Source organism: Dyella sp., from assembly GCF_051954575.1.
In the GTDB taxonomy this organism is placed as follows: Bacteria; Pseudomonadota; Gammaproteobacteria; order Xanthomonadales; family Rhodanobacteraceae; genus Dyella_B.
In genome coordinates this window covers 1-6,893 of sequence record NZ_JBQCHP010000163.1, presented here as the reverse complement: position 1 = coordinate 6,893, position 6,893 = coordinate 1, and the positions used below count along the sequence as shown (strand labels likewise).

Below are 6,893 nucleotides of genomic sequence, written 5' to 3'. Positions count from 1 at the left end.
AGCCACACGCCGCGCTTGCCGGCGGCGGCGTGGCGCTCGTGCGCATCGTCGCCCTCCGGAAGCTGGTCGGGCTTGAGGAGATACGCGCACATCATCGGCGTCAGCGTCAGCGACACCAGCATCGAGATCGCCACCGCGATGGTCAGCACCCAGGCGAATTCATGGAACAGGCGGCCGGTGACGCCCGGCATCAGCAGCAGCGGCAGGAACACGGCGATCAGCGAAACGGTCAGCGACAGCACCGTGAAGCCGATTTCCTTCGCGCCGATCTCGGCCGCTTCCTTGCCGCTCTTGCCCTGCTCGATGTAGCGCACGATGTTCTCGATCATCACGATCGCATCGTCCACCACGAAGCCGGTGGCCACGGTGAGCGCCATCAGTGAGAGATTGTCCAGCGACATGCCGGCGAACGACATCACGCCGAACGTGCCCATCAGCGACAGTGGCACCGCCACCGATGGAATGATCGTGGCCCACAGCCGGCGCAGGAACACGAAGATCACCGCCACCACCAGGAAGATGGTGAGGATCAGCGTGAACTGCACGTCGTGCACCGAGGCGCGGATGGTGATGGTGCGGTCGGCGAACACGTCCAGATGCACGTCGGCCGGCAGCACCGCCTTCAGCGATGGCAGCGTGGCGCGGATCTGCTCCACCGTCTTGACGATGTTCGCGCCCGGCTGGCGGCGGATGTCCAGCAGCACCGCGGGCTTGCCGTTGGCCCACGCGGCGAGCTGGTCGTTCTCCACGCCGTCGACCACCTTCGCCACGTCGGACAGGCGCACCGGTGCGCCGGTGGTGCTCTTGTAGGAAATGATGGTGTTCTTGTATTCGGCCGCCGTTTCCAACTGGTCGTTGGTGGAAATGGTGTAGGACTGCGTGGCGCCATTGAGCGTGCCCTTGGGCGCGTTCACGTTGGCCTGAGTGAGCGCGCTGCGCACGTCCTCCATGGTGAGGCCCAGGTTGGCCAACTGCGCCGGATTCACCTGGATGCGCACTGCCGGGCGTACGTTGCCGGCGATCGACACCAGGCCCACGCCCTGCACCTGCGAAAGTTTTTGCGCAAGGATCGAGTCGGCGTAGTTGTTCACGTCGCGCAGCGGGCGGCTGTCGGAGATGAGCATCAGCGTCATGATCGGCGCATCGGCCGGATTCACACGGTTGTACACCGGCGGATACGGCAGCGTGCTGGGCAGCGTGCCGCGCGCCTGGTTGATCATCGCCTGCACGTCCTGTGCGGCGATGTCGATGTCGCGGTCCATATTGAACTGCAACACGATGGTGGACAGGCCCGCCGAGGAATCGGAGGTCATCATGTCCAGCCCGGAAATCTGCCCGAGCTGGCGTTCCAACGGCGTGGTGACCAGCGATGCCATGGTCGAGGCGCTGGCGCCAGGATAGGTCGTGGTGACCACCAGGCTGGGGGCTTCGATTTCCGGCAGCGCGGAGACGGGCAGCTGGCGATAGCCGAGCACGCCGAGCAGCATCACCGCCACCATCAGGAGCGAGGTGGCGATGGGGCGGCGGATGAAGAGGGTTGAGAATCCCATGGGGGAATACCGTTTAGATGTGAGCCGTGCTCTCGTCCGTAGAGAGCGCCGTCATAGCTTCCTCTTCCCCATTCCTGACCAACGATGCCTTGGTCAGGAACACAGAAGAGGAAGTGGTACTGGCATCAGCCACCGCTGGCACGACGCCCGCCTTGCTTGCCCTTTTTGTCGTCCGTGGCCACCGGCACGGGCGGCACTTCGCCAGGCTTGAGCGCCTTCACCTTGCTGCCGGGCTTCAGGCGGAACTGGCCTTCGGTCACCACTTGATCGCCTTCGTTCAGGCCGGCGCTGACCATCACGTGGCTCTCGCCCACTTCACCGGCCACCTTGACCGGCTGCATCGCCACGGTCTGATCCTTCTGCAATTTGTAGACGAAGTCGCCGTCCGGACCGCGCTGCACCGCCTGCGCCGGAATTACCATGCCGCCGGCGACGGTACGCACGCGCAGCCGCACGTTCACGAATTGACCCGGCCACAAGGTGCTGCCGGGATTGTTGAAGATCGCGCGCAACTTGAAGGTACCCGTGGAGGTATCGATCTGGTTGTCTACCACCTGCAGCGTGCCGGTGGTGTCGAGCGGATGGGCGTCGGTGCGGTCCAGGGCGATCACTTCGAGCTTGTTCGCACCGCCCTGGAATGAATCGCGCACGGCCTCGAGATTCTGCTCGGGCAGGCTGAAGACGATATAGATCGGCTGGATCTGCGTGATCGTGACGATCGCCGTGCTGGTGGTCACCACGTTGCCGGGATCGACCTGGCGGATGCCGGCCACGCCGTCGATCGGCGAGACGATCTTGGTGAAATCCAGCTGCACCTTGGCCGAGCGCACGCTGGCCTCGTCCGCCACCACCGTGGCCTTGAGCTGGTTGACGTTGTTGCGATACGTGTCGATGTTCAGCGCGGCCACGTAACCGCTGGCGACCAGCTTCTGGTTGCGGTCCAGCGTGCTGATCGCGGTGGCGAGCGAGGCCTCGTCCTGCTTCTGCTTGGCCGCCGCCTGGTCGTAGGCGGCCTGGTACGTGCGCGGATCGATCTGGGCGATCACGTCACCTTTCTTTACCGGCTGGCCTTCCTTGAAGTTGATCGCCCACAACTGCCCGCCGACTTGCGGGTTGACGGTCACTGTATTGAGCGCCGTCACCGTGGCCGTGGCGGTAAGGTACACCGGCACATTCTGCTTGACGGTGGGCTCCACCGTGACCGGCACCGGCGCGTCGTCCTTCCCGCCGGCGCCGGGCGCACCCGGTGGGCCGCCGTTCTGACCGGCCTTGGCCTGGCGATTGGCGCCCGGCGCTTCGCCCGGCTTGTGCAACAAGCGGAAAGCGACTCCTCCCACCAGCAACACGGCAATCACGACCAACGCGATTTTCCAAAAACGCGACATGTGAAACTCCTGGAATGAACGACGGAACCACCCGACTCCGCCGGCGCGAACGATGCGCTTTCATGGCTTGCAGCTTGCGAACAAGCATAGGTGCTGCTGAACGACCTTGGACAATGCCAGTTGACACAGGTGCCTTATGACCGATGGCACGGTCCGGGGAGCTGGAGCGTAGCAAGCAGGTATGACCGTCAGCCTGCAGGCACCCGACGACGCACTGTACTAAAGGAGTCAGGACAAATCGCCGCGGTATGGCGGCAACGATGTGGCAGGACGATGGCTTAACATGCAGCAGGCTTCGTCTATACTCGGACAATTATTGCCATGGCGCGCCATACGGCGAGCCATGGCACGGTCGCCAGGGGCGCCAAGGTACGTCACGGGGGAAACGTGGCGGCTTTCCAGATTCAGGGAGGCTCTGATCCATTCTGCACAGGTGGCATGATGTCCAGAAGGCTTGCAGGGTGTGCTGCGCGGCGCAGGAAAGACTGGCCGTCTTGCCACGCCGCGCGGCGCAGACTGCGAGCCTTCTGGACATCACCCCATCATTTGAATCAACGTGTGTGGGGCCGGCGCTGTCCGTCCGCATGCCTTCGGTCCATCGTCTCGACAGGCGGCCTGCCTGCCTTCGCCGATGCCCCTGTGGCCTGCGAACGGACAGCGCCGGTGACACCTGCGCAGAATGGATCAGAGCCTCCCTCAATTCGATGACTGGAGTACTTGCGTGAGCGGTTCCATGAGCAAATCCGACCAGAGTTTCCTGCGTCAGTTCTCGTTGCTTATCGCCGGCCTCGGCGTGCTGACCCTGGTCCTGATCTTCACCGCCTGGACGATCTACGAGCACGAGCCGAAGGAAACCGATCCGAACGCCGCGCAGCAACTTTCCGCCAAACTCGCGCCCAACGGCGCCGTCTACGCCGGCAACACCGGTCGCGCCGCCATGCTGGCCGCGCAGGAGGCCGCCGCCAAGGCCGCCGCCGCGCAAGTGGCCTACGGCGGCACCACCGACGGCAAGACCATCTACGACAACCTCTGCCACAGCTGCCACACCGCCGGCGTGGCCGGTGCGCCGGTGCTGGGCAACAAAGCGATGTGGGGTCCGCGCATCGCGCAGGGCCTGGATACGCTGATCAAGCACGCCACCGACGGCTACCACGGCCCCGACGGTAACTTCATGCCGGCCAAGGGCGGCAATCCTTCGCTCAACGATGCGCAGGTGAAGGCCGCGGTGACGTGGATCGTGGATCAGGCCAAATAAGACGTTCGTAGGTTGGGGTGCAAACCCCAACGTGGGCATGGCGACGTTGGGCTTCGCACCCCAACCTACGAAAACGCCGATGCATCCGGGCAGCTATCATGGCGCCATGACTTCCGCTGCCCCCTCCTCCCATCTGTCCGCATTTCCGGACACCCTCACCGAATTCACCCTGCAAGGCCCGGTCGGCCCACTCGAGGCCATTGCCGACGTTGCCGAGCGTCCCGGCGCGCGTCGCGCCACCGCCGTGATCTGCCATCCCAATTCCAAGGATGGCGGCACCATGCGCAACAAAGTGGTGACCATGCTGGAGCGCAGCCTGCGCGAATGCGGCCTGGACACGCTGCGCTTCAACTTCCGCAGCGCCGGAGAATCGGCCGGCGAGTACGACAACGGCCGCGGCGAGAGCGACGATCTCGCCGCCGTGGTGTCATGGGTACGCACGGTGCGACCTCATGACGTACTGTGGCTGGCCGGCTTTTCCTTCGGCAGCTACGTAACGCTGCGCAACGCGGTGCGGCTCAAGGCCCAGGCGCTGATCAGCATTGCGCCGCCGGTCGGCCGCTGGTCGCATGAAACGCTCGCCCTGCCGACCTGCCCATGGCTGGTGGTGATGGGCGAGGAAGACGAAGTAGTGGAACCGCAAGCGGTGTTCGACTGGATCGACAGCCTGCAACATCCGCCCGAGCTGGTGCGCATGCCCGAGACCGGGCATTTCTTCCATCGCCGCCTGATGGATCTGCGCGGTGCGGTGAAACACTGGATGCACGATCATTTGCCGCCGGTGCGTGAGTGATGCTTGCATAACGCCCGTAGGTTGGGGTGCGAGCCCCAACGTTTCCTTCGTGCACGACGTGATGTTGGGGTTTGCACCCCAACCTACCAAAGCTCCGTGCAGGCATGGTTCCAAGGTTTGAACCCCGATGAACGATCTATCCCCCAGCGTGCGTTACCAGGAAGGCGTCCGTGCGCATCGCTGGATGCCCGATCCCGCGCAGCTGGCCGTGCTGCCGGAATTCGACCGCATGCACGCCGCCTTGTGCGCGGTGCGCGAAAACGGCAACGGCCTCTTCGGCCGCCTCAAATCGCTGCTCGGCGGGGAAGAGCGCCAGGCAGTGCCGGGCTTGTACCTGTGGGGTAGCGTCGGGCGCGGCAAGACGTTCCTGATGGATCTGTTCGCCGCCAGCCTGCCGCATGGCGTGGTGTTGCGGCGTCACTTCCATCGCTTCATGGGCGAGGTGCACGAGCGCCTGCGCGAACTGGGCGAGCGGCAGGATCCGCTGGTGGACGTCGCCGCCGGCATCGCCGAGCGCTGCCGCGTGCTTTGCCTGGACGAATTCCTGGTCAACGACATCGGCGATGCGATGATCCTGGCCAACCTGCTCGATGCCTTGTTCGCCCGCGGCGTCACGCTGGTGACCACCTCCAATACCGCGCCCGACAATCTTTACAAGGACGGCTTGCAGCGCGCGCGTTTCCTGCCGGCGATCGCAGCGATCAAGCAGCATTGCCACGTGGTGGAAATGATCTCCGCGCACGACTGGCGCCTGCGCGCGCTTACCCATGCGCCGGTGTACCACACGCCGCCAGGCGCGGAAGCCGAGCGCGAACTGCAGCGGATTTTTTCCAGCCAGGCGCAGAGTGAGGTCATCGAAGGCGGCGACATCGTCATCAACGATCGCCCGATTCCCGTACGCAAACGTGCCAGCAACATCTTGTGGTTCGACTTCGCCGCGCTGTGCGACGGCCCGCGCGCGGTCGCCGACTACATCGCACTGGCCAAGACGGCGGCGGCGATCATCATCTCCAACGTGCCGCAATTCACCATCTACAGCGAAGACCCGGCCAAGCGCTTCGTACAACTGGTCGACGAGTTCTACGACCGGCACGTGAAGCTGATTCTTTCCGCCGCCGCGCCGATTACCGAGCTGTACGACGGCGAACGCCTGCGCGCGGAATTCGGCCGCACCGAATCGCGCTTGATCGAGATGCAGAGCGAGGAATATCTGGCGCTCGAACACCATCCGTAGCTTGGGTTGCCATGCTAAAGCAGGCATTCCCTGCTCCCCGCGCAAATGGCCATCCTCGTGCAGTGTTGCGCGCAAACGTCACAGCGCTTCACCTCGCCCTGCGGTGCTGCTACGTTGCGGCATTCGCCGCCGTGGAGTCACCGCAATGCTGACCTTTCTCGCCCTTGCATTGCTTGCCGGTGCGCAACCCGCCACCTCTGCAGATACGTTCACCGCACGCGTGCAGCGCGCCAAGATGGTGGAAGCCGGCACCACCGGGCCGGCATACCAGAAGCAGTTCTGGGCCAGGATCGGCAACCCCATGACCGATGCACTGAAAGCCTGCCTGGCCAGCAACGTGCCCGCCGACAAATCGCCCTTCACCCTGGTCGCCGATATTTCACCGGACGGCCACCCGCTCAATGTGGACGTACGCGCACCGACGCCGGTGGCAAAATGCCTCGCCGGACAGTTCGCCGCGTGGACGTTTCCCGTGCCCCCGAAGCTGCCCGGTTCGACCGATTACCCGATCGAAATCGACGTAAGCATGTAAGTACATGCGGCGACCGTAGGTTGGGTTAGCGGCGCGTTACCCACACTATTTATGGGGCATCGGTGGGTTACGCGGGGCGAACCCAAACCACACGCACCCCCCGCGCGCCGGGGCCTGTCGCCCACCACCCATCGCTGGGAAATA

At 64.3% G+C, this 6,893-nt stretch carries 6 protein-coding genes; 4 read left to right on the top strand and 2 right to left on the bottom strand.

Annotation, left to right across the window (positions count from 1 at the left end; genetic code table 11):
- Together ACTHNE_RS19400 and ACTHNE_RS19395 are read right to left on the bottom strand one after the other, a co-directional pair.
- The coding region (locus ACTHNE_RS19400; protein ID WP_440270082.1) for an efflux RND transporter permease subunit at nt 1-1,550 on the bottom strand (1,550 nt) is incomplete at its 3' end.
- Between the two features lie 125 nt (nt 1,551-1,675).
- Nucleotides 1,676-2,935 carry an efflux RND transporter periplasmic adaptor subunit gene (locus tag ACTHNE_RS19395; protein ID WP_440270081.1) on the bottom strand — a complete coding sequence of 420 codons (1,260 nt, stop codon included), beginning with the start codon at nt 2,933-2,935 and terminating at the stop codon, nt 1,676-1,678.
- A 733-nt stretch (nt 2,936-3,668) separates the two neighbouring features.
- Between ACTHNE_RS19395 and ACTHNE_RS19390 the strand changes: the two genes are divergently transcribed.
- The 4 genes from ACTHNE_RS19390 to ACTHNE_RS19375 all read left to right on the top strand — a co-directional run bounded on the left by ACTHNE_RS19390 (nt 3,669) and on the right by ACTHNE_RS19375 (nt 6,749).
- Nucleotides 3,669-4,190 carry a c-type cytochrome gene (locus ACTHNE_RS19390; RefSeq protein ID WP_440270080.1) on the top strand — a complete coding sequence of 174 codons (522 nt, stop codon included), beginning with the start codon at nt 3,669-3,671 and terminating at the stop codon, nt 4,188-4,190.
- Between the two features lie 106 nt (nt 4,191-4,296).
- Nucleotides 4,297-4,983 carry an alpha/beta hydrolase gene (locus ACTHNE_RS19385; protein ID WP_440270079.1) on the top strand — a complete coding sequence of 229 codons (687 nt, stop codon included), beginning with the start codon at nt 4,297-4,299 and terminating at the stop codon, nt 4,981-4,983.
- Nucleotides 4,984-5,110: 127 nt separating this feature from the next.
- A complete protein-coding gene (zapE, locus tag ACTHNE_RS19380; RefSeq protein ID WP_440270078.1) occupies nt 5,111-6,217 on the top strand; it encodes a cell division protein ZapE in 1,107 nt (368 codons plus the stop codon).
- A gap of 145 nt (nt 6,218-6,362) precedes the next feature.
- The gene (locus ACTHNE_RS19375) at nt 6,363-6,749 is read left to right on the top strand and encodes a peptidase C13 (protein WP_440270077.1); all 387 of its coding nucleotides are present in this window, start codon (nt 6,363-6,365) and stop codon (nt 6,747-6,749) included.
- Nucleotides 6,750-6,893 lie beyond the last annotated feature (144 nt).